The 21178-nt window shown below is 71.1% G+C and carries 22 protein-coding genes; 11 read left to right on the top strand and 11 right to left on the bottom strand.

All coding sequences use genetic code 11. The annotated features are described in order from the left end of the window. The first annotated feature begins 9 nt into the window (after window positions 1-9). The gene (locus ACYVF7_RS56540) at window positions 10-351 is read left to right on the top strand and encodes a metallopeptidase family protein (protein WP_460356517.1); all 342 of its coding nucleotides are present in this window, start codon (window positions 10-12) and stop codon (window positions 349-351) included. A gap of 110 nt (window positions 352-461) precedes the next feature. Beyond that, a complete protein-coding gene (locus tag ACYVF7_RS56535) occupies window positions 462-1727 on the top strand; it encodes an MFS transporter (RefSeq protein WP_460356514.1) in 1266 nt (421 codons plus the stop codon). A 4-nt stretch (window positions 1728-1731) separates the two neighbouring features. Here ACYVF7_RS56535 and ACYVF7_RS56530 read toward each other — a convergent pair whose 3' ends face one another. After that, the gene (locus tag ACYVF7_RS56530) at window positions 1732-2001 is read right to left on the bottom strand and encodes a PspC domain-containing protein (protein WP_460356512.1); all 270 of its coding nucleotides are present in this window, start codon (window positions 1999-2001) and stop codon (window positions 1732-1734) included. A gap of 158 nt (window positions 2002-2159) precedes the next feature. On the opposite strand from ACYVF7_RS56530, the gene ACYVF7_RS56525 reads away from it, so the two are divergent. Continuing rightward, window positions 2160-3311, top strand: a complete 1152-nt coding sequence (locus tag ACYVF7_RS56525; protein WP_460356510.1) for an acyl-CoA dehydrogenase family protein — start codon at window positions 2160-2162, stop codon at window positions 3309-3311. Window positions 3312-3521: 210 nt separating this feature from the next. Beyond that, on the top strand, window positions 3522-3866 hold the full coding sequence (locus ACYVF7_RS56520; RefSeq protein WP_460358602.1) for a DUF7144 family membrane protein: 345 nt from the start codon (window positions 3522-3524) through the stop codon (window positions 3864-3866). A 160-nt stretch (window positions 3867-4026) separates the two neighbouring features. On the opposite strand, the gene ACYVF7_RS56515 is transcribed toward ACYVF7_RS56520, so the two are convergent. After that, complete coding sequence (locus tag ACYVF7_RS56515) at window positions 4027-4431, bottom strand: VOC family protein (protein ID WP_460356508.1); 405 nt, start codon at window positions 4429-4431, stop codon at window positions 4027-4029. A gap of 89 nt (window positions 4432-4520) precedes the next feature. On the opposite strand from ACYVF7_RS56515, the gene ACYVF7_RS56510 reads away from it, so the two are divergent. Continuing rightward, complete coding sequence (locus ACYVF7_RS56510) at window positions 4521-5465, top strand: helix-turn-helix transcriptional regulator (protein WP_460356506.1); 945 nt, start codon at window positions 4521-4523, stop codon at window positions 5463-5465. Between the two features lie 210 nt (window positions 5466-5675). Beyond that, window positions 5676-7295, top strand: a complete 1620-nt coding sequence (locus ACYVF7_RS56505) for a serine/threonine-protein kinase (protein WP_460356503.1) — start codon at window positions 5676-5678, stop codon at window positions 7293-7295. A 3-nt stretch (window positions 7296-7298) separates the two neighbouring features. Here the strand turns inward: ACYVF7_RS56505 and ACYVF7_RS56500 are convergent, their stop codons facing one another. After that, window positions 7299-7880 carry a helix-turn-helix domain-containing protein gene (locus tag ACYVF7_RS56500; RefSeq protein WP_460356501.1) on the bottom strand — a complete coding sequence of 194 codons (582 nt, stop codon included), beginning with the start codon at window positions 7878-7880 and terminating at the stop codon, window positions 7299-7301. A gap of 46 nt (window positions 7881-7926) precedes the next feature. Between ACYVF7_RS56500 and ACYVF7_RS56495 the strand changes: the two genes are divergently transcribed. Beyond that, entirely contained in the window at window positions 7927-8370 is a 444-nt protein-coding gene (locus ACYVF7_RS56495; protein WP_460356498.1) for a GNAT family N-acetyltransferase, read from the top strand. Between the two features lie 67 nt (window positions 8371-8437). On the opposite strand, the gene ACYVF7_RS56490 is transcribed toward ACYVF7_RS56495, so the two are convergent. Genes ACYVF7_RS56490 through ACYVF7_RS56480 form a run of 3 tightly spaced genes read right to left on the bottom strand, consistent with a single transcriptional unit; the run spans window position 8438 to window position 11885 of the window. Continuing rightward, window positions 8438-8869 (bottom strand): nitroreductase family deazaflavin-dependent oxidoreductase, encoded by a 432-nt coding sequence (locus tag ACYVF7_RS56490; RefSeq protein WP_460356495.1) that lies wholly within the window; start codon window positions 8867-8869, stop codon window positions 8438-8440. 29 nt (window positions 8870-8898) lie between these two features. After that, the gene (locus ACYVF7_RS56485; protein ID WP_460356493.1) at window positions 8899-10941 is read right to left on the bottom strand and encodes an NAD(+) synthase; all 2043 of its coding nucleotides are present in this window, start codon (window positions 10939-10941) and stop codon (window positions 8899-8901) included. Then, the gene (locus ACYVF7_RS56480) at window positions 10938-11885 is read right to left on the bottom strand and encodes an SMP-30/gluconolactonase/LRE family protein (protein ID WP_460356490.1); all 948 of its coding nucleotides are present in this window, start codon (window positions 11883-11885) and stop codon (window positions 10938-10940) included. Before ACYVF7_RS56480 ends, ACYVF7_RS56485 begins: the two co-directional genes overlap by 4 nt. A 153-nt stretch (window positions 11886-12038) precedes the next feature. Here ACYVF7_RS56480 and ACYVF7_RS56475 point away from each other — a divergent pair, with 153 nt between their 5' ends. Beyond that, a complete protein-coding gene (locus tag ACYVF7_RS56475; protein ID WP_460356487.1) occupies window positions 12039-13766 on the top strand; it encodes a serine/threonine-protein kinase in 1728 nt (575 codons plus the stop codon). A 65-nt stretch (window positions 13767-13831) separates the two neighbouring features. Here the strand turns inward: ACYVF7_RS56475 and ACYVF7_RS56470 are convergent, their stop codons facing one another. Further along, window positions 13832-15322, bottom strand: coding sequence for a nitrilase-related carbon-nitrogen hydrolase (locus tag ACYVF7_RS56470; RefSeq protein WP_460356485.1), 1491 nt, complete (start codon window positions 15320-15322; stop codon window positions 13832-13834). A 197-nt stretch (window positions 15323-15519) separates the two neighbouring features. Between ACYVF7_RS56470 and ACYVF7_RS56465 the strand changes: the two genes are divergently transcribed. Next, window positions 15520-16638, top strand: a complete 1119-nt coding sequence (locus tag ACYVF7_RS56465; RefSeq protein WP_460356483.1) for a sensor histidine kinase — start codon at window positions 15520-15522, stop codon at window positions 16636-16638. Window positions 16639-16642: 4 nt separating this feature from the next. Beyond that, a complete protein-coding gene (locus ACYVF7_RS56460) occupies window positions 16643-17314 on the top strand; it encodes a response regulator (protein WP_460356481.1) in 672 nt (223 codons plus the stop codon). Between the two features lie 47 nt (window positions 17315-17361). Here ACYVF7_RS56460 and ACYVF7_RS56455 read toward each other — a convergent pair whose 3' ends face one another. Beyond that, window positions 17362-17979, bottom strand: a complete 618-nt coding sequence (locus ACYVF7_RS56455) for a DUF4189 domain-containing protein (RefSeq protein ID WP_460356479.1) — start codon at window positions 17977-17979, stop codon at window positions 17362-17364. A 386-nt stretch (window positions 17980-18365) separates the two neighbouring features. Between ACYVF7_RS56455 and ACYVF7_RS56450 the strand changes: the two genes are divergently transcribed. Continuing rightward, window positions 18366-19028, top strand: coding sequence for a DUF4232 domain-containing protein (locus ACYVF7_RS56450; RefSeq protein ID WP_460356476.1), 663 nt, complete (start codon window positions 18366-18368; stop codon window positions 19026-19028). 63 nt (window positions 19029-19091) lie between these two features. On the opposite strand, the gene ACYVF7_RS56445 is transcribed toward ACYVF7_RS56450, so the two are convergent. Genes ACYVF7_RS56445 through ACYVF7_RS56435 form a run of 3 tightly spaced genes read right to left on the bottom strand, consistent with a single transcriptional unit; the run spans window position 19092 to window position 21147 of the window. Beyond that, window positions 19092-20534: an MFS transporter gene (locus ACYVF7_RS56445; RefSeq protein WP_460356473.1), complete on the bottom strand. Its 1443-nt coding sequence runs from the start codon at window positions 20532-20534 to the stop codon at window positions 19092-19094. Continuing rightward, complete coding sequence (locus tag ACYVF7_RS56440; RefSeq protein ID WP_460356471.1) at window positions 20531-20698, bottom strand: hypothetical protein; 168 nt, start codon at window positions 20696-20698, stop codon at window positions 20531-20533. The genes ACYVF7_RS56445 and ACYVF7_RS56440 overlap by 4 nt, the downstream gene beginning before the upstream one ends. After that, complete coding sequence (locus tag ACYVF7_RS56435; RefSeq protein WP_460356468.1) at window positions 20695-21147, bottom strand: TetR/AcrR family transcriptional regulator; 453 nt, start codon at window positions 21145-21147, stop codon at window positions 20695-20697. The genes ACYVF7_RS56440 and ACYVF7_RS56435 overlap by 4 nt, the downstream gene beginning before the upstream one ends. Window positions 21148-21178 lie beyond the last annotated feature (31 nt).

The following is a 21178-nucleotide window of genomic DNA, read 5'->3' as shown; positions in this document are numbered from 1 at the left end:
AATGACAACGTGATCGATATAACGCGGGCGGAGTTCGAGGACTTGGTCGCCGAGGCCCTCGACACCATCCCCGAGGCTCTCACCACTCTGATGGACAACGTCGTGGTGATGGTCGAGGACGACTCACCCGAACCCGGACTGCTCGGACTGTACGAGGGCGTGCCGCTGACCGAGCGCGGCGACACGTACGCCGGGTATCTCCCGGACCGCATCACCGTCTACCGCCGGCCCCTGCAGGCGATCTCCCGGACCCGCGATGACCTGGTGAAAGAGGTACGGATAACGGTCGTTCACGAGATCGCCCACCACTTCGGCATCGACGATGAGCGATTGCACGAACTCGGCTGGTGATCCCGATTGCGCACGTTGGGTCACCTTCTTTGAACGGAGCGTGAGATAATCCGCGCAACCGGCCGTCTGCGGGTGGCGGCCGGACGACGTTCACCGGCAGGGGAGCGCGCGTGGGCAGACATCGGCGGCCGTTCGATCGCCAGGTGACCTATCGGGAGGTCTTCGGAGTCGGTGAGTTCCGCTCGATCTGGCTCGCCCAGACGCTGTCGTACATCGGCGATCAGCTCGCCCAGATCGCTCTCGCGGTGCTCGTCTACAACAACACCCATTCGGCGTTGCGGACGGCGGTCGCGTACGCCCTGACCTATCTTCCGTCGATCATGGGCGGGCCGGTGCTGTCGGTCCTGGCCGACCTGGTCCCGCGCCGCCGCGTGATGATCGTCTGTGACGCCGCGCGGACGGGCATCGTGGCGCTCATGGCGCTGCACCGCATGCCGTTCGCGGCGCTGTGCTTTCTGATCTTCTGGACCGTTCTCCTGGGCGCGCCGTTCACCGCCGCGCGCGCCGCCCTGCTGACCGAGGTACTGCCCGGCGACATGTACGTCGTCGGCTCCGCGATCAACAACATCACCCACCAGCTCACCCAGACGCTGGGCTTCCTCGTGGGAGGGGCGGTCATCTTCGCCGTCGGCGCGCACCACGCCCTCGCGCTCGACGCGGCCACGTTCGCGATCTCGGCGGCCATCCTGCTGGCGGGCGTACGGCCACGGCCCGCGCCGCGCCCCGAGGGCCGCGAACGCCCGTCGCTGTGGAGCATCACGGGCCAGGGCGCGCGATTGGTGTTCGGCGACCGTACGCTCCGGCCCCTGGTGTGCTTCGCGTGGCTGTGCGGGTTCTACGTGCTGCCGGAGGGGCTCGCCGCGCCGTACGCCAGGACGTTCGGCGCGAGCCCCGTGATCGTCGGGCTGCTGATGTCGGCGATGCCCTGCGGCATGGCGGCCGGGGCGTTCGCCTACAGCCGGTTCGTCCGTCCCGACGACCGTCTGCGGCTGATGGGCTGGATGGCGATGCTGTCGTGCGCACCGCTGGTGGGCGCGGGGCTGCGGCCGCCCCTGTGGGCCGTGATCGTCCTGCTGGCGCTGTCCGGCGTCGGCAGCGCGTACCAGATCGCGGCCAACGCCGCGTACGTCGCCGCCGTGCCGCCCGCCGGGCGCGGCCAGGCGTTCGGGCTGGCGCAGTCCGGCATCCTGGCCAGCCAGGGCATCGGCATCCTGATCGGCGGCGCGCTGACCCAGGCGCTGGGGCCCGAGCCCGTCGTCGCCCTGGCGGGGATCGCCGGCCTGTCCGCCGCGACGATGCTCGCGATGTCGTGGACGCGGATCAGGGGAGAGGTGATCGCGTCGAGCCAGGAGCGGGCGATGAGCGCCGCCGCCTAGGGCCCTAGGCGCGGGTCTGCTTGTTGATCAGGTCCTGGGCGATCGAGGTCTCCTTTCCCTCCTCCGGGATGATCAGCGTGGCGGCGACGTACAGGAGGATGCCCGCGCCGCTGGTCAGGACGGTCACGACGGCCAGCACGATCCGTACGATCGTCGGGTCGACGCCGAAGTACCGGCCGGCACCGGCGCACACGCCGGTGATCATGCGCCCGTCGCGGGTGCGGCTGAGACGGCGCGGTTCGCTGCCGTCGGTGTGGAAGGTGTTCTCGCTCATGGTTCGATCGTGCCCGCAGCGGGCGCGGATCGCCATGGGGGCTTGCCCTGACGCGTCCCTGAGAGCCCCCTGATCGCCGGATCGCCACATCGACGTACGCTTTGCCTGCGAGGCGCCCCTTCGCCGTCTCGACGTCCGGGAAGACCCTGGGAGGACCGATGGATCTGCTGCGCGTCGACGATCAGCTCACCGATGAGGAGCGCCTGGTCCGCGACACCGCCCGGCGTTACGCCGCCGACCGGATCGAGCCGCGCGTCGCCGACTGGTTCGAGGAGGGGGTCTTCCCCGTTGCCGAGCTCGCCCCCGAACTCGGCGAGCTGGGGTTCCTGGGCATGCACCTGTCCGGGTACGGCTGCCCCGGGGCCGGCGCGGTCGCGTACGGGGTCGCCTGCCGGGAGCTGGAGGCCGCCGACTCCGGGCTGCGCAGCTTCGTGTCCGTGCAGGGGTCGCTCGCCATGACCGCCATCCACAAGTACGGCTCGGAGGAGCAGAAGCAGGAGTGGCTGCCCCGCATGGCCGCGGGCCGGGCCATCGGCTGCTTCGGGCTGACCGAGCCCGACCACGGCTCCGACCCGGCGAACATGCGGACGCACGCCAAGCGCGAGGGCTCCGACTGGATCCTGAACGGCTCCAAGATGTGGATCACCAACGGCTCGATCGCCGACGTCGCGGTCGTCTGGGCGCGTACCGACGATGGCGTGCGCGGCTTCCTCGTCCCACGCGGTACGCGTGGTTTCACGACCCGGGACGTCCACAAGAAGCTGTCGCTGCGCGCGTCCGTGACCTCGGAGCTGACCCTCGACGACGTACGGCTGCCCGGCGACGCGCTGCTGCCCGGCGTGAAGGGCCTCAAGGGGCCGCTCGGCTGCCTGTCGGAGGCGCGGTACGGCATCATCTGGGGCGCGGTCGGAGCGGGCCGTGCGTGCTACGAGACGGCCGTCGAGTACGCCCGCACGCGCGAGCAGTTCGGCCGGCCGATCGGGGCGTTCCAGCTCACCCAGGAGAAGCTCGCCTGGATGGAGGTGGCGCTGGGCCAGGCGGGCCTGGTCGCCCTCCACCTCGGACGGCTGAAGGAGGCCGGCAAGGTCACGCCGCAGCAGGTGTCGTTCGGCAAGCTCGCCAACGTACGGGCCGCGCTCGACGTCGCCCGCCAGGCCCGCTCGGTCCTCGGCGCGAACGGCGTCACGCTGGAGTACCCCGTGATCCGGCACATGACCAACCTCGAGTCCGTCCTGACGTACGAGGGGACCCAGGAGATCCACACGCTGGTGCTCGGCGAGGCGATCACGGGCCTGCCCGCCTACCGCTGACCGGCCGCCAAGGTCCGGCAAATTGCCGCATATGACCTGATCACGGCAGTGGTATTCCGCGTTTGACCTACGGTCACGTACGGGAATGTCTGCTCTCGGCGATGGGCCGAGTCGGATCCGATCGACCCGCGAACCGCCGCTCCAAGGGAGGTCGGATCATGACGACGCACCGCATGACGATCACCTCGGGATGGCTGACGTTCGCCGGGCATCCTGGCGATCGTGACCGGGTTCTTCAACCTGACCGACGGACTGGTCGCGCTGTTGCGGGCGGACTACTACCAGGTGACCGTCCGCGACATCCTCATTCTCAACTTCACCACCTGGGGGTGGATCTGGCTGATCCTCGGGGCCGTCCAGATCATCGTCGGGCTCGGCATCATGGCCGGCCAGATGTGGGCGCGTGCGGCCGGCGTGGTGCTGGCCGTCCTCGCGGCGCTCGGCCATCTGGTCTTCCTGCGAGCATTTCCGGTGTGGTCGGTGCTCGTCATCGCGATGTCCGTCATCGTCGTGTACGCGCTGACCGCCCCACCCCGAGGTTCCCGGGCCGCCTGACCGCGTCCGCCACGGCTTCCGTGTCGGCGTTCCGCCGGGGGCGACGCGGCAGGCTTCGGCGACGGCCTTCGGGCCGCTCGCCGAGGAGCGGCGTGCGCACGGCTTCGCGGCCAAGCCGTCGCACCCGCTTCGAGCGACTCGCGCCCGTCGCTCGGATCGGCTATCGCTCCACGACCTGCAGGTAGTGCTGGTTGTACATGACGCCGAGGACGTTGCCGAACGGGTCGACCACGGAGGCGGTGACGAATCCGGGACCGCGCTCGACCGGCTTCTCATGCTCAGTGGCGCCCAGGGACAGCAGCCGCGCGAAGGCGGAGTCGACGTCGTCCACATGCCAGTAGGTGACCGCGCCGCCGGGCTCATCCGGGCGTGGGCCGGGGGCGAAGCGGCGGTCGATGATGCCGAGTTCGTGCTCGTAGTCGCCGACGCGGAACTCGACGTACGCGAGCGTGTCCCCGACCGGGCGCGTGAAGTACGGCTCGACGCCGAGCAGTTCGGTGTACCAGCGGGCGGCGGCGGTGACGTCGTCGGCGTAGAAGCTGACGGTGGTGAGGCCTCGCAGCATCGGATGATTCCCTTCTCGTTGGATGACATCACTCATCCTCCGCGGCAAAGTGCTCATCTACTGAGCACTTTGGTGGAGAATGCCGGGTCATGCGCGCCGACCGCCTCGTGGCCGTCCTGCTGTTGATGCAGACCCGTGCCCGAGTGACCGCGGCCGAACTGGCCGCCGAACTCGAGGTGTCGGTCGCCACCGCCCGCCGGGACCTGGAGGCGCTCGCGGCGGCGGGCGTTCCCGTCTATCCCCAGCCCGGTCGCGGCGGCGGCTGGTCCCTGGTCGGCGGGGCCCGCACTGACCTCAGCGGTCTGACGGCGGCCGAGGCACAGGCGCTGTTCCTGCTCGTCGGCCCCGCGGCGGACGTCTCGCCCGCGGCCAGGGCGGCGCTGCGCAAGCTGATGGGAGCCCTGCCCCGGACCTTCCGGGCCGACGCCCAGGCCGCCACCGACGCCACGATGGTCGACCCCGTCCGGTGGGGCGAACGCGACCGCCCCCGGCCCGCGACGGTCGACCTGCTGCAGACCGCCGTGATCCGCCGCCGCAAGGTCCGCCTCACCTACGCCGGCCGCACCGGGGAACCGACGGTGCGGCTGATCGACCCGTGGGGCCTGATCGACAAGGACGACGTCTGGTACCTGCTCGCGGGGACCGAACGAGGACGGCGGACGTTCCGCGTCGACCGGATCATCGAGGCCGAACCGACCGACCAGCCCGCCGAACGCCCCGACGACTTCGCCCTCACCGTCGCCTGGCAGGAGGTCGTCGACGAGATCGAACAGCGGCGGTCGCGTACCTGGGCGACGGTGCTCATCGAGGAGCGGTACGTGCCGATCCTCCGTGACCGGTTCGGACGGCACTGCCACGTCGACGGCGAACCCGACCACGGGCGGGTACGGGTCCGCCTCGCCGCGCCGACGCCTCTGGACATCGCCCGCCACCTCGCCGGCTGGGGCGCGCTGGTCGAAGTCGTCGAACCCCGCTCCGTCCAGCACGAACTCGCCCGCATCGGCGCCGAACTCGTCGGCCGCTACACCGACTGACCCGGCCGCCCTCGTACGAACCGCAGGCCGAGCGGCGGCCATCGATCACGCCCCGACCCACTCCAGAGATCATTTTGTTATCGGAGGTGTCCGAACGGCCCGCACCGAGTCAGCGTCACACTCCCCAGCGGGAGACGATCTTGGGCGCCTGAAGTGCTCACCGGATTTCTCGATCGCGCAGGATGTTTCGGCGGTGTGGAGGATCGCGCGGTGACCACTCGAGCTCTGTTGTCCGGCGACCCACGGCGCCTCGGCCCCTACGAGCTGATGGGACGTCTAGGGTCGGGCGGCCAGGGCGTCGTCTACCTGGCGCGACGGGCCGACGACGCCGGTGAGTCCCCGCGGCGCCTCGCGGTGAAGATGCTCCGGCAGGACCTGGCGATCCACGACGCGGCACGCGCCCGTTTCGTACGGGAGGTCGCGGCGGCGAAGGAGGTCGCTCGTTTCTGCACGGCGCAGGTGGTGGACGCCGACGTGACCGGGGACCCTCCGTACATCGTCAGCGAGTACGTCGACGGTCCGTCCCTGCAGCGGCTGATCTCGGAGAAGGGGCCGCGGGACGGCGCCGATCTGGAGCGACTGGCGATCGCGACCGCGACCGCGCTCGTCGCCATCCACGACGCCGGGATCGTGCACCGGGATTTCAAACCGCACAACGTCCTGATCGGCCCGGACGGGCCGCGGGTGATCGATTTCGGCATCGCGCGCGCGTTCAAGGCCGGCGCCACGGCGCCCGGCCGGATCTTCGGCACCCCGCCGTACATGGCGCCCGAGCAGCTCACCGACGGTCTCATCACGACCGCCACCGACGTCTTCGCCTGGGCGTCGACCGTCACCTACGCGGCCTGCGGGCACCCGCCTTTCGGCGACGACACCCTCGACGCCGTCGCTTCCCGCATTCTGACCCATGAGCCCTTCCTCGGCGGTCTGGAGAGGCCGCTGCGCGATCTCGTCGTCGACTGCCTGGCCAAGGACCCCGACGATCGCCCCTCGGCCCAGCAGGTGCTGCTGCGTCTTCTCCGGCGCAGCGAGGCGGTCGCCAGGCCAGCCGGCAGTGAGCCGGCCACCACGGTCATGCTGGCCGAAGGCACCGCGCTCGCCGACCCCGCGAGGATCGCTCCGCTACCGAGCGCCCTGACGGCCGGGGCGTCCGGTGCCCGACCGTCCGGGAAGGCCACGGCACGGGTGCCAGGCGATCCCGGTCCTGACACCTCGCCGCTGTCACGACAGGCTCCACTCGGAGAGGAACGCGCGTCCGGCGAGACGCACAGCGTGGCGAGGCTGGGCCGCCGGAGGCGGCGCGTGGTCATCCTGTGTTCCGTGGCGGTCGCCGTCGTGGCCGTCGCGGCGACGATGGCGGTTCGCGGGATCCTCCATCGAGGACCGGGCGCCATCCAGGCCAAGGCGGTCAGTGAGCTGCTGGGCTCGCACCTGGCGGCGGGGAACCCGCTGGCCGGGAAACTCTCGGCGACCTGTGATGACGTCGCCGGCTCGGTCTCGGCGTTCGAGCGGCTCGTGGGGGACCGCCGGCGGGAACTGGCCAAGGCGGAGACCCTGCATGTCGACCGGTTGCCGCAGGGCGCCGAGCTGCGGCAGGCCATCGTCGACGCGTACCGGTCCTCGCTCGACGCCGACCAGGCCCACCTCACGTACGCCCAGCGGGTGGCGGCGCTGAGCTGCGGCACGCAGAACGCGCCGAAGACCGATGACCTGCAGCGGGCGCTCACCGCCGACGACCAGGCCGGCCCCGCCAAACGGCGGGTCGTCGCGCTGTGGACCCCGATCGCGGGGAAGGAACACCTGACGATCTACAGGTGGAACGAGCTCTGACGTTCACCGGCCGGGCAGGTGGGCTGCGCGGGGGCGCATGATGAGCGCGGCGACGTAGTACGTGCACGGCCTGGAGCCCGTGTTGGCGTAGGCATGGGTGACGTCCGCGGCGAAGTAGGCCGAGTCGCCCTCGGTCAGGTCGATGGCCGTGTCGGCGATGGTCAGCCGGAGGGTGCCGGACTCGACGACGATGTACTCGTGGGAGCCCGGGGCGTACGCCGGGAAGCGGCCGGCGTCGCAGTCCGGCGGCAGCGTCGTACGGATCCATTCGAAGTTCACTCCCGGCACGACCGGTGACAGGATCGTCCGCCGCCACCCGCCGCGTTCGTCGATGCTGTCCTGGTCGGCGGCGCGGCGCACGATGACCCGGTCGTCGTCGGGCTGAGCGACGAGATCGGTGAGGGGCACGCCGAGGCCGTCCGCGATGCGGGCGAGAACCACGATCGTGGGCGCCTTCTGACCGCGCTCGACCGAGGACAGCATGCTCACGCTCACGTCCGCCGCTTCGGCCAGCTGCTGAAGGGTCAGGCTCCGGTCGTGCCGCAACGCCTGGATGAGCCTGCCCAACGCCACGAGATCCAGCATTCCTCTATAATGTCATTAGATTTCGCTATAGAGAAATGAGCGCGTCGTGACAGCTCCCCAGGTGATCATCCGTCCCGCGGTTCACGCAGATCTGAAGGCCGTAGCCGAGGTGTTCGCGCACTATGTCTCCCACACCGTCACCACTTTCGAGGAGACCCCGCCGACGGTCGCCGACTGGGGGCGGCGGCTCGACGACCTCACCGCCCGGGGGCTGCCCTTCCTGGTCGCCGAATCGTCCGGTGAGGTGGCGGGCTTCGCCTACGCCGCGCCATGGCGTCCCAAGCCGGCCTACCGCCACACGGTGGAGAACTCGATCTATCTCGCCCCGGACCTGACCGGCAGGGGCCTGGGGAGCGCGCTGCTCGGCGCCCTGGTGGACCGGTGCGCCCAGGCGGACATGCGCCAGATGATCGCGGTCATCGCGGACAGCGGGAGCCGGGCCTCGGTCGCGCTGCACGAGCGGTTCGGCTTCACCCACGCCGGCGGCTGACCGGCGTCGGTCACAAGCACGGGCGCTGGATCGACACGGTGCTCATGCAGCGGGCCCTGACCGCGGACTAGGAGATCAGCCGGAACACCGGATGGCGCGGCACCTCGGCGAGGAACTCCTCGTCGGTCGAGTCGAGCGTGACGTCGAAGTACGCACGGGTGACGGGGACCTCCCGCAGGTACTGCCGAAGGACGGGGACGCTGTCCTCGGGGGCCAGCTCGACGACGCGCAACGTCTCCTGGTAACGCCCTCTGGCGATCTGAACCTCTCCGGCGACACGAGCGTTATGCACCCAGTTGGTGACGCCGTAGGCGGCCACCAGCCATCGCTCGTCGCCGTTCCGCATGACGTCGACCGGGGTCGAGCGCGGTTCACCGGTCTTCCTGCCCCGTACGGTCAGGATGTGCCGGTAGTCCTTGCCCAGCCCGCGGCGGGTCATCACCCCGAAAACGAGATTGATGAACTTCGTGCCCGCCCCGACACGGTAGGTCTTGGCCACGGTCCGCTCCTCTCAGGTCATCAGCCGGCTCATTCGGCGTCGGAATTGTCCCAGCGGGCGAGGTCGCGCAGCCAGGCCCGCGCCGTGCTGTCGGACGGCGCGCGCCAGTCGCCGCGCGGCGAGAGGGAGCCGCCGGCCGACACCTTCGGCCCGTTCGGCATGGCCGACCGCTTGAACTGCGCGAACGCGAAGAAGCGGCGGCAGAAGACCTCCAGCCAGTGCCGGATCTCCGCCAGGTCGTAGGCCGCCCGCTTGGACTCGGGGAAGTTGGGCGGCCAGGCGCCCGCGTCCCGGTCGTGCCAGGCGTGCCAGGCCAGGAAGGCGATCTTCGACGGCCGGAAACCGTGGCGCAGCACGTGGAAGAGCGTGAAGTCGTGCAGCGCGTACGGGCCGATCTTGGACTCGGTGGACTGCAGTTCCTCGCCCGGTACGAGCTCCGGGCTGATCTCCGTGTCGAGGATCGCGGCCAGCGTCTCGCCGGTCTCCTCGTCGAACTGCCCGCTGCCGACGACCCAGCGGATCAGGTGCTGGATGAGCGTCTTCGGCACCCCGGAGTTGACGTTGTAGTGGCTCATCTGGTCGCCGACGCCGTACGTGCACCAGCCGAGCGCCAGCTCGGACAGGTCACCGGTGCCGAGCACGATGCCCCCGCGCTGGTTGGCCAGCCGGAACAGGTAGTCGGTGCGCAGCCCGGCCTGGACGTTCTCGAAGGTGATGTCGTACACCGGCGCCCCGGAGGAGAACGGGTGGTCGAGCTCCTCGAGCATGAGCCGTGCGGTCGGTGCGATGTCGAGCTCGGCCGCGGTGACGCCGAGCGCGCGCATCAGCTTGTGGGCGTTGTCCTTGGTGTGCTCGCTGGTCGCGAAGCCGGGCAGGGTGAAGCCCAGGATGTCGCTGCGCGGACGGCCGGCACGGTCCATCGCCCGGGCGGCGACGATCAGCGCGTGCGTGGAGTCGAGGCCGCCGGACACCCCGATGACGACCTTCGGGTCGCCGATCGCCGACAGCCGCTGCTGCAGACCCGCGACCTGGATGTTGTACGCCTCGTAGCAGTCCTGGGCGAGGCGGTCGGGGTCGGCCGGCACGAACGGGAACCGCTCGACCCGGCGTTTCAGCCCGAGGTCCGTCATCGGCGGGTCGAGCCGGAACCCCACCTCCCGGAAGCCTCCGGTACGCGCGGCGTGGACGCGGCGGTTGTCGTCGAAGGTGCCCATCCGGTGGCGCTCCTGCCGCAGCAGGTCGAGGTCCACGTCGGCCACCGCGTACTGGTCGTCGAGCGGGAACCGGTCGGTCTCGGCCAGCAGGACGCCGTTCTCGTAGATCATGGTCTGGCCGTCCCAGGACAGGTCGGTGGTCGACTCGCCCAGTCCGGCCGCCGCGTAGACGTACGCGGCGAGGCAGCGCGCGGACGCCGAGCGGCACAGCAGGCGGCGGTCCTCGGCCCGGCCGACCGTGATCGGGCTGCCCGAGAGGTTGGCGAGGACGGTCGCGCCGGCCAGCGCCGCCTCGGCGCTCGGCGGCACCGGCACCCACATGTCCTCGCAGATCTCCACGTGCAGCACCAGACCGGGGACGTCCTCCGCCGCGAAGAGCAGGTCGACGCCGAACGGCACGGTCGCGCCGCCGAGGCGGATCGTCCCGCCGCGCTCGTCGTCGCCCGCGGCGATCTGCCGCCGCTCGTAGAGCTCCCGGTAGTTCGGGATGAAGGACTTGGGCGTGACGCCGAGGATCCGGCCGCGGTGCACGATCACCGCGCAGTTGTAGATCCGGTGGCGATGGCGCAGCGGCGCGCCGACGACGAGCACCGTCATCAGCTCCGCCGACCCGGCCACCACGGTCTCGAGCGCCTCCTCGACCTCGTCGAGCACCGCGTCCTGCAAGAGGAGGTCCTCGATCGAATAGCCGGTCAGGCAGAGCTCCGGGAAGACCGCGACGGCGACTCCCTCCTGCGCGCACTGGCGCGCCTGCCGCAGCACCGCCTCCGCGTTGGCGGACGGGTCGGCGATGGCGGCATGGCCGGTGCACGCGGCGATTCGCGCGAAGCCGTGCTGATAGATCGACCAGAAGTTCACTGGGACTCCGAATCCAGCCAGGGCCTGCGTCCCGGTCCGGTCGGGTGTGTTCCCGTGACACCCAGGACCACCGAGTAGAGGCTGGTCTGCGCGGTGATGAAGAGACGGTTGCGCTTGGCTCCGCCCCAGGTGATGTTGGCAACCGTCTCGGGGATGACGAGCCGCCCGATCAGGGTGCCGTCGGGATCGTAGCAGTGCACTCCGTCGGCCATCGCGGCCACCCAGAGCCGGCCGGCGTCGTCGAAGCGGATGTTGTCGAAGCGGGCGGCCGTACGGGCGGCGGCTTCGGCGAAGATCTCACCGTCCGACAGCGTGCCGTCATCGCGTACGTCGAAGACCCGGATGAAGCCCGCCCGGGTGTCGGAGACGAAGAGCCGCCGCTCGTCGGGCGAGAAGACGAGGCCGTTCGGGGCGCCGAAGCAGTCGGCGACCAGCCGTACCTCGCCTGTGGCGGGATCGACGCGGTAGACGTTGTTCGAGCCGATCTCGCTCTGCGCGCGATAGCCCTCGTAGTCGCTCCTGATGCCGAAGTCCGGGTCGGAGAACCAGATCGAGCCGTCGGACTTGACCGTCGCGTCGTTCGGGCTGTTCAGGCGCTTGCCCTGCCAGCGGTCGGCCAGCACCGTGACCGTGCCGTCGTGTTCGGTCCGCGTCACCCGGCGGTTGCCCTGCTCACAGGTGATCAGCCGGCCCTGGCGGTCGAGGGTGTTGCCGTTGGTGTGCCCGGCGGAGCGGCGGAAGACGCCGACGGCGCCGGTCTCCTCGTCCCAGCGCAGCATCCGGTCATTGGGGATGTCGCTCCAGATCAACTGCCGCCAGGCGGGCAGGTAGATCGGGCCCTCGGCCCAGCGGCAACCGGTGTACAGGACATCCAGGTCGTCGTCACCGCTCATCCGGAACCGGTCGTCGAGCATCTCGTACAGCGCTGGGCGCTCGCTGGTCATGCGCGTCCTCCCCATCCAGGTACCTGCCGCATCCATCGCACGATAGGGAGGGCACCCCGCGCGGTCCAAGATCAAGTCTTGACAGTGCCGCGACGCCGGGGCATCGTGGCGGGCGACTCAAAAGAACATAACTGTTTGTAGAGGGTTGCACAGGTGTCCAGCGACAGGCTGAAGCCGCTCCATCCGGGCGACCCGAAGCGGGTCGGTCGGTACCGGCTGCTGGCGCGGCTGGGGGCCGGCGGGATGGGGCGCGTCTACCTGAGCCGCTCGCAGGGCGGACGTCCGGTCGCGGTCAAGGTGATCCACCCGAACTTCGCCGAGGATCCGCAGTTCCGGCGGCGGTTCAGGCAGGAGGTCGCGGCGGCACGGCGCGTCGGGGGTTTTCACACCGCGCACGTGGTGGACGCCGACACCGACGCCGATCCGCCGTGGCTCGTGACGGAGTACATCGCCGGCCCGTCGTTGCAGGAGGCGGTCGACGATCACGGCGCGCTGCCCGAACGGTCGGTGGCGGCACTCGGCGCGGGTCTGGCCGAAGGGCTGACGGCGATCCACGCCCACGACGTGATTCACCGGGACCTCAAACCCGGCAACGTGCTGCTCGCCGCGGACGGGCCCCGGATCATCGACTTCGGCATCGCCCGCGCGATGGACGCCACCTCGCAGACCACCCGCGCCGTGGTCGGCACGCCCGGGTACATGTCGCCCGAGCAGTACCGGGGCCGCGAGGTCGGGCCGGCCAGCGACGTGTTCTGCCTGGCCGCCGTGCTGGCCTTCGCCGCCACCGGACGGCGACCGTTCGGCGAGGGGCCGGGCGAGGCCCTCGGCTACCGCGTCGTCAACGAGGACCCGGACCTGACGGGCGTACCGGCGTCGCTGCTCCCGCTGATCGCGGACGGCCTGGCGAAGAACCCGGACGACCGGCCCGGCGTCGGAGAATTCCTCGACCGCTGTTCAAAGCTGGCGGCGGGCGGCGGTCTGTCACTGCCCACACCCGTCACCACGATGATCAACACGCGGGTGACCGAGACCGAGGCTCTGACCGCCGCGCCGATGGTCACCGAGGTGGACGCCGCCGAGAAGGGGTCCCCGCCGCCGCGTCCCCCCGGCGCCACACCGCCGGCCCTGCTTCCGCCGCAGCGTCCCCCGGCACCTCCTTACGCGCCACAGGTCCCCTCGGGTAAACCGCCGGCGCAGACCTCATCGGGCGCGGGGGTGGCCGCCGTCGTGGGTGTCCTGCTGCTCGTCGCGGTCATCTGGTTCCTCGTCGACCACAAGGACAAGACCAGCGCGTCGGGTTCCGGAACCGCCTCGCCGACCGCGTCCCAGACGTCCAGCGCCGGGCTGGACAGCCCGACCCCCGATCCCACCACGCCGACCTCCGACCCCACCCCGACCCCCGACCCTTCCCTCGAGGCGTTCGAGGCCATCTCGGCCGGCGACTGCCTGGACGCGTACATGGACCCGTACGAGGTCGACAACTGGAGCACGGACCAGCCGAACGCGGTCGACTGTGACCGGACGGACGCCTACGTGCGCGTGGTCAAGGTGATGGACCACGACAGTTTCAGTGACTGCGAGGCCAAGTCCGTGGACGGGAGATCGACCTGGAGCTACGACGGCGGAGGGAAGACGATCAGCCTTTGCCTGGAACGTCGGCTCCGCGTGGGTGAATGCTTCCTGGGCCTGAAGGGCTCGCAAAAAGGCAGAATCGCCATCAACAACCACGGCCTGATGACCTCGTGGGGATGCGACAAGAGCACCGTCCCGAAGGCCTTCGACTACATCCTCCAGGTCACCGGCCTCACCAACGGCGACTGCCCCAGCGATTCCCGCTCCTGGGACTTCCGCGGCGGCAACCTCTGCGCCAAGGTCACCTGAGGACTGGTCCGGGGCCTCGCTCGCGCGAGGTCCCGGTCACCGTGCCGCGCTGCGACGGCTGAGACCTACCGCGTGGGTGAGGCGGCGCGTACGGGCGGCGAATGGTGGGTGCCCGCCGTACGCCGAGTCCGGGCGAGGGACGCGAGTCCGGCCAGGAGCAGGAGGGCGCAGACCCAGGCGAACCAGTCGCCGAACCTCGTGTACACCGTGTCGGCCGAGCGGGTGGGCAGCGCGGTGACGACGGAGACGAACGGCGCGTCCGCGCTGTGCGCCTCGGCCCGGATCCGGCCGTGCGCGTCGCTCACGACCAGATCGCCGTTCCGCGCCGCGCGTGCCACGGTCAGCCCGTTCTCGACTCCCCGGGTCACCGCCATCCGGCCGTGCAGCCAGCGGTCCCGGTCGAAGTCCCAGGCGGGCACGAAGAGCGTGGTCGCGCCGCTCTTGCGGTAGTCGCGCACCAGGCCGGGCAGGTCCAGGTCGAAGCAGATGGCGATCCCCCAGCGGGTGCCCGAGCCCGGCACGAACGCCTTCCGGGTCCCGGGCTGGAAGTCGCTCTCCAGGCCGGGGATGAGATGGTGCTTGAAATACTCGACCGGCCGGCTCCCGTCGGCGGGGACGTCGATGGCCGTGTTGCGGAGGACGCCGGCCCGCTTGAGGATCAGCCCGGCGATGATGTCGACGTGCCGCTCGGCCGCGAGCCGTGCGAGCGGTGCCGTCAGAGCGGGCAGCGTCGCGTCGTCGGCGATGAACGCCTTCTCCGGCATGACCACGACCCGCGCGCCGCGTGCGGCGACGTCCGGGATGCGCGCCAGGTACTGCCCGAGAAGGGCGCGTCCCTCCGGCGAGGCGACCGGGACCCAGCCGTCCCGGTCGGTCGCGAGCAGCGCCACCTTCTCGGCGCCTTCGCCGTCCGGCGTGCGCAGCCGCCAGGCGCCGTACCCGACCGCCAAGGCGAGGACGACCGCGGCCGTGACCGCCACCCGCATCCGCCCCGCCGCCCACCCGGCCGCCCCTGGTGCGAGGAGCGCGGCGGCGGCCGAGGGAACTCCGAGGAGCAGGAAGGTGATTCCCCACGGTCCGGTGAGCGAGGCGGTCTGCAGGACGGGCAGGACGCCGGCCTGGGTGTAGGCCAGACTCCACCATGCCCCGTTCGGTGACACCACCGAGACCGCGTACTCGACGGCGACCCACGCCGCCGGCACGACCGCGGCGGCCGTCAGCGGACGCCCTCGCAGCATCAGCGCCCGCCACAGGAGAACGACCAGCCCGAACAGCAGCGCCGATCCGACGATCATCGTGACGGCCATCGGCGGCGGGACCCGCACGGTGTTCAGGAAGTAGCCCCACATCGTCGTCTCGCCGCCGAGCCACGCGGCCGACGCCGCGAAGAACGCGGGGCGAGCGCCGACGCGGGAGGCGAGGACGAGCACCGGCAGCGGTGCGAGCCAGGTGAGCCAGGGCACCGGCGTGAGCCCGGTGCCGAAAAGGAACAGCGTCGTCGACAGCGCGGTCGCGGCGAGCACCACGGCGAGACGCCGAATCGGTGAGTTCATCATGCGGCCTCCTTCAGCCGCCCCGACGGTCCCGGATCCGGTCTGGACGCACATCGCCGACGCGAGCGATCCGCGTGCCGTCCGCACGGGCAGACCGTCTCGCTCGCGGGAGTGAGAGGGCCCTCGGCCGGGGGAGGGAGGTGACGGCGGGTGCCGCGCGCCTAGTCTTTCCGGGTCCCTCTCACATCCCGGAGCAGGTCATGCGGGCGAACATCCTCAATCCGTCGCGGGCCGACGTCGCGATCGCCATCGCGGTCACCGTGATGACGGTGACGCCGGCGATCGTCCCGCAGCGGCAGCCGTGGTGGTTCACGGTGCTCGCCGCCCTGATGTCGGTGCCGATGCTGTGGCGGCGCCGCGCCCTTCTCACCGTCGGGGCGGTCGTGGGCTCCGCGACGACGATCCTGGCGATCGCGGCGAAGTCGCTGCCCGGGACCCTGCTGCTCCTGCCGTACGGCGTCCTCGTGTGGACCTACACGTTCGCGGCGCGGGATCTCTCCCGGGCACGGCGCGCCGCGGGCCTCGTGGGCCTGGCCGTCGGTGTGGCCGTGTCGCTCGTCGTCCCGCACGAGGATCTGGAGACCTACCGCTACCTCGTCACCGCGATCGTCGCCGCGTACGCCGTCGGCGTCGGGGCGCGGGCCCGGCGGGCCGCCCGGGACGCCGAACGGGAGCGCGAACGCCGCGTCCGTGAGGAACGCGTCGCCGCGGTCGAACGCGAACGCACCCGGATCGCCCGCGACATGCACGACATCGTGACCCACTCGGTCGGCCTCATGGTGATCCAGGCGGAGACCGGCCCGCTGGTCGTACGCGATCACCCGGAGAAGGCCGAGGCGGTCTTCGAGGCGATCGCGGAGGCCGGACGGGACGCGGTCGGCCAGCTCCGCCTGATCCTCGGCGCGCTGCGTGGAAGCGACGTCGGTTCCGGTCCGGCCCGAGGTCCGCAGCCGGGGCTCGACGCGCTGCCCACCCTGCTGGACAACGCCCGCCGGGCGGGCCTGGACGCCTCCACCGACATGGACGGTGAGCCACGGCGCCTTCCCGCCGACGTGGACATCGCCGCGTACCGGATCGTCCAGGAGGCGCTGACCAACACGATCCGGCACGCGGGAGCGAGGACCGTCCGCGTACGGCTCCGCTGGTCCGGTGAGACCCTGGAGATCGAGGTCGCCGACGACGGCCGGGGCGCGCGGGAGCTACGGGAGGGACACGGCATGATCGGGATGCGCGAGCGGGTCACGGCCTGCGGCGGCCGGCTGGCCGTCCGGCCGGGGCACCCGGGGTTCACCCTGACCGCGACCCTGCCGATCGGTTGACGGCATGCTGCGTGTGCTCGTAGCCGACGACCAGGACCTGTTCCGCGGCGGCTTCGCGATGATCCTCAACGCCCATGACGACATCACGGTGATCGGTGAGGCGGCCGACGGCGCCGAGGCCGTCGCCAAGGCGGTCGAGCTGGAGCCGGATCTGGTGCTCATGGACATCCGGATGCCGGGCATGGACGGCGTCGAGGCCACCGCGCAGGTGTGCCGGAGGACGAACGCCAAGGTCCTCGTCCTGACGATGTACGACGTCGACGAGTACGTCTACGACGCCCTGCGCGCCGGAGCCAGCGGCTTCCTGCTCAAGGACGTGCGGCGCGACGACCTCGTACGCGCGGTCCGACTGGTCGCCGAGGGCGAGTCACTGCTGGCCCCCGCGATCACCCGGCGCCTGATCGCCGAGTTCGTCGGTCGGGGGCAGGCCCGGCCCCGGCTGCGGCAGCGCCTCGGCGAGCTGACCGACCGGGAGATGGACACGCTGCGGCTGCTCGCGCGCGGCCGGTCCAACGCCGAGATCGCGGCGGATCTCGTGGTCACCGAGCACACGGTGAAGACCCACGTCAGCAACCTGCTGACCAAACTGGACCTGCGCGACCGGGCACAGGCCGTCGTCTTCGCGTACGAGTCCGGCCTGGTCGTCCCCGGCGACCACGAGGGCGCGGCCCCCTAGGGGTGTCCGGTCCGGACACCCCCAGGACGTGTCTGAGCTCGGGGCCCCTATCGGGTGGTGCACACCCAGGTGGTCCAGTGGCCGCCGCCCGCGTTGGAGATGGCGTTGCTCTCGGCCACGGTCCGGGTGTCGCCGTGACCGCCCCAGTACCTGTTGGTACGGGGGTTGTACGCGATGGCGCCGCAGCCGTTGACGAAGGTCGTGAGGACCTTGCAGCTGGAGCGGGGGCACTCGTTCATCGCTCGCCGTTGGGCGGTGGACGCGGAACTGTAATCCCAGGCCTTGCCGACGCTGCCGTCGCTCGCCACGGCGATGGCTCCCCAGTTCTGAGGCGGCGGGGAGTAGGTGTCCGGCGGAGAGTACGGCGTGTAGCTGGGCACCGCCGGCGGGCTGTAGCTGGGCGGCGTCGGGAAGTCCGGCACCGTGGGACTCGCGATCGCCGACCTGTGCCCCGAGGAGCCGAAGTCGAACGCCAGCAACAGGACGGCGCCGCCGCCGAGCAGCAGCACGAAGGCCGCGACGACGACGATGACGATGACCGCCGCGTTGTTGTTCGGCCGCTGCGGCGGACCCGGCGGTCCCCATCCCGGGGGCCCGGGCGGCGGTGGTCCGGGAGGCCCGTAGGAGGGCGGCTGACCGCCGTACGGCGGCTGCGGGGGTTGCACGGGTGACCCACTCCCCAAATGCGTCAGTGTCCGGAAGATCGTATCGGTTCATGATTACGAAGCAGGGCTAAGACGTCACTTCCGGCAACTCGGTTCCAGGTCGCCCCGGTGGTCGCCATCCGTTCTGACGGGCCGGCAGCCCCCTCGGCGTGCAGGACGCCGCCGTGCCCACCCGCCGCCTGGCCTCAGGAGCTCGCCGAGCGATACGCCGCTCTCCGCCATTGGATGATCACTCGCCGCCGACCGCTCGGGCACCCCCTCCGGATGATCATGAGGCGGAAGTTCGTGTGATAACCCTCACGCCGGGCGGGGCAAATCAGTTCGGTATTACGGCGAACTCGTACTCCCATTGGGGACATCGAACCCAGTAGTTCGCAAATAAGTAAATGTACGAGGAGGCCGTACCAATGGAGCTCAAGCGTCTGCGTACCGCCGCTGTTCTGGCCTGTGGTGGCGGAATGGCCGTTCTCGCACTCAGCGCCTGCAACTTCAACGGAAGCGCGTCGGCGTCGGGGAATTCGCCGGACTCGTCGTCCGGCTCGACCGCGTCGGCACCGCCGGCCTCCTCCTCCGGCGCCACCGGAAGCGGCCACACGCGCAGCAGGCCGACGTCCGCCGGTAAGGGCGACACACCGAGTTGCATGGGCTCGGAAATGCGTGCCGAGATTCAGGTGCAGAATTCCATGTCCGAGGAACAGGGAAACGGCACGCTCATTCTGACCAACAGGTCGAGTGAGACGTGTCTCGTCCCGGCCGGATGGGCGCCGATCGGTACCGGCGGCCCGGACTACACGCCGCTTCCCGCGACGCGGACCAACTACCCCGGCCGCGGCAGCACCATCACGCTGCGCCCCGGCCGATCGGTCTTCGCCGGGATGAAGTGGCACACCGGCCCGAATTGCGGCACCACTTCGGGGCTCGGCGTCGCCTGGCACAGCACCTGGATCCCGCTCACCTTCCGCGGCCTGGGCGGTCAGCGGCCGCCGATCTGCGACTCCCTCACCCTGGGCACGATCCAGCCCAGCATGCAGGGCGTCAACTTCACCTGACCCGACGCCTCGCACCTGTCCGCATGGACGCGACAGGTGCGAGCCTTTCGGCGTGATCCCCTTCTATGGGGCGGCCCGGTCGAGAGCGGGTTCCGCCGTCCGCTCAGGACGCCGGGGAGCGGTGCCCGACCGCGTCGGCAGCAGCAGGGCGGGGAGCAGCCCGAGTGCGGCGACCACGGTCAGTCCCAGCAGCGCCGGCCGTGCCGCCTGGGCGGACGCGGACGCCGCCCGCAGCGTGGGAGAGCCGGCGGTCAGGAACCCTTCCGCCTGAAGCAGGATGGTCGCGACCGCGATGCCGAGGGTCGGGCCGACGTTCACGGCGGTCTGCTTGAGTCCGCCGACGACTCCGGCGTACCCGGCGGGGGCGTCGCCGACGACGGTGCCGGTGGCGGTGACCATCACGGCGGCGAAGCCGGCGCCCATCAGCGCGAAGCAGATGCCGCTCACGGCCCCCGTGCCGGTCGAGGTCAGACCGATGCTTAGAGCCAGCAGGGCCGAGCCGACGACGGCGGTGCGGCGCGGCCCGTACCGGCGCACCGCGACGCCGGCCAGTGGTGCGCCGAGGACCATGAGCACCGTCAGCGGCAGGACGCGCAGCGCCGCCGACACGGGACTGAGCCCCTGGATGTCCTGGAGCAGGAAGGTCGCCACGAACAGGGCTCCGAACATGCCGCCGGTGGTGAGGAGAAGAAGCGCCATGGCGGCCATGACCGGGACCGAGCGCGCCACCGCGGGCGGCACGATCGGCTGGGCGGTGCGGCGTTCGTGGACGACCAGGAGTGCCGCGCCGGCCGTGGTGCAGAGCAGGCCGGCCAGGGTCGGCCCGCCGGTCCAGCCGTGTGCCGGGACGCCGACCAGGGTGTACACCAAGACGGCCGGCACACCCGCGACCAGCGCCGCACCCACGGCATCGATCCGGCGGCCCGCGGACTCCTGCCGCCCCGATGCGGGCACCCGTACCGCCGTGGCGACCACGGCGATCGCCAGCCCGACGGGCACATTGACCACGAACACGCTGCGCCAGCCCAGGTGCGCCACCAGCACACCGCCGAGGACCGGCCCTGCCGAACAGGCGACCCCGATGGCGCTGGTACGGACGGCGACCGCCGTGCCGAGCCGGTCCGCCGGGTAGGCCAGGCGCAGCAACGCCAGCGTCGCCGGCTGAAGCAGGGCGCCGAACACTCCCTGCACCACGCGTAGACCGATCACCCAGCCGATGCCCGGGGCGAGCGCGATCCCGCCCGAGGCCCCCGCGAAACCGACCACGCCGCACAGCAGCAGCCGCTGATGGCCGTACCGGTCGCCCAGGCGTCCGGCGACGACCAGCAACGCGGCCACGGGGAGCAGGTAGCCGGTGCTGGTCCACTGCGTCTGCGCCAGACTGGCGCCGAGGTCGTGCCGGATGCTGGGCTGGGCCATGACCAGCACCGTGCCGTCCAGGGCGACCAGCATCGCGCCCGCCGCGCTGGTCACCAGGGCCAGGCGCCGCCGTACCGCGCCGCTCACGCGTTCGCCTCGCCCAGGTGGGCGTCGATGACCGCGTCGATGAGCCGGTCGAGCCGGTCGCCGGTCCGCGGAGAGTCGTCCTCGCCCAGCGCCAGCCCGATGCTGCCCCACCCCCACAGCTGGGTCAGGCCGTGCACGTTCGCCCACAGCGCGACCGCGGTCACCGCCGCCGGGCGGTTCCCCTCATCCTGTTCCCGGCAGCGGGCGACGAGTTCGACGATCCGGCCGAACATCGGCAGGGTCGCCTCCCGCAGCTGGGGCCGGCCGCGCGCGCCTGGCCACGGAGCAGATCGTGCCGGAACATCAGCTCGAACATGCCGGGACACTCCTGCGCGTACCGCACGTACGCGGAGGCCAGCGCCCGCAACCGTGCGCGCGGCGACGCGGCCTCGTCCACGGCCTCGGCGAACCGTCCGGCCAGCTCGGCGAATCCGCGCTGGGCGATCGCCGACAGCAACGCCTGGTGAGTGGGGAAGTACCGGCGAGGCGCGCCGTGCGACACACCGGCCCTGCGGGCGATCTCCCGCAGCCCCAGTGACGCGACGCCCTCGGTCAGCACGAGCTCCACCCCGACCTCGACCAGCCGGTCCCGAAGACTCTCCTCCGACTCCATAGACACTGTCTACCAGTCGCCGTAGACAGTG

It is taken from the genome of Actinoallomurus acanthiterrae (assembly GCF_054775715.1).
This window is presented reverse-complemented; position numbering and strand designations above follow the sequence as displayed.